The sequence below is a fragment of the Oleiphilus sp. HI0043 genome (assembly GCF_001634935.1).
In genome coordinates this window covers 1-1,297 of record NZ_LWEY01001131.1, presented here as the reverse complement: position 1 = coordinate 1,297, position 1,297 = coordinate 1, and the positions used below count along the sequence as shown (strand labels likewise).

Annotated in this window: 1 protein-coding gene; it reads right to left on the bottom strand. The window is 44.5% G+C overall.

Translation table 11 applies throughout. The features are described 5' to 3' along the window. A partial coding sequence (gene htpG / locus A3729_RS12650) for a molecular chaperone HtpG (RefSeq protein WP_068633969.1) occupies window positions 1–1,297 on the bottom strand: 1,297 nt, incomplete at both ends.

Here is a 1,297-nt window from a genome sequence, read left to right as displayed (position 1 = left end):
TCAAGCTTTCATAAGTTTTGCTCGCTTCTTCGATCTGTTTTTTGTCTTCTTCGTCTTCGATATCACCTAGATCTAGCTCGCCTTTGGTGATGTCTTGCAAGTGCTTACCGTCAAAGTCACTCAAGTAAGAAATCATCCAGCCATCAACACGATCACTCAGCACAAGCACTTCAATACCCTTTTTACGGAAGATTTCCATGTGAGGGCTACTGATACCGGCTGCATAGCTCTCAGCGCTAACATAGTAGATCTTGTCTTGGCTCTCTTGCATACGTTCAATGTACTGCGCTAGAGAAACTGTCTGCTTGCTATCCCCTTCAGTGGACGCAAAACGTAATAAACCGGCAACTTTCTCTTTATTTCCAAAGTCTTCAGCCAAGCCTTCCTTGATTACCTGGCCAAACTCATCCCAGAAAGACTGATACTTTTCAGCATCGTTCTTCGCCATCTTGGTCAACATATCAAGAACACGCTTGGTCAAAGCAGTCTTCATACTTTCAACGGTCTTGTCACTCTGCAAGATTTCACGAGAGACGTTCAGCGAAAGATCGCGAGTATCAACAATACCTTTAACAAACCGTAGGTACAGAGGCAGGAACTGCTCAGCTTCATCCATGATGAAAACACGCTGAACGTACAACTTGAGCCCTTTCGGTACATCGCGGTTGTACATATCAAAAGGCGCTTTTGAAGGAATATACAATAAGCTTGTGTAGTCCAATTTACCTTCAACACGGTTATGAGACCAAGTTAGTGGCTCTTGGAAGTCATGAGAAATATGCTTATAGAAAGATTGATACTCTTCTTCTTTGATTTCAGACTTAGACAAAGACCAAAGCGCTGTGGCTTCGTTGACTGTCTCGTCTTTTGGCTCTTCTGGCTCTTTACCTTCTTCAGCAGGCATTGGCTCAGACTTCATCACAACCGGGAAGGCGATATGGTCAGAATACTTCTTAACCAGACTACGTAGCTTCCAGCCGTTAGCAAACTCAGCCTCTTCCTCTTTCAGGTGAAGCACAATCGAAGTACCACGCTCGGCACGCTCGATATTCTCTATGGTGAATTCACCTTCACCTTCGGAGCTCCAGTGAACACCTTCCGCTTTATCTGTACCCGCTTTACGCGTGAATACATCAACTTTCTTGGCAACAATAAATGCGGAATAGAACCCAACACCGAACTGACCAATCAACTGAGAATCTTGCTGGCTATCACCTGTTAGCTTAGACATAAACTCGGCAGTGCCTGACTTGGCAATCGTACCTAAGTGGTTAATGACATCATCACGATTCATACC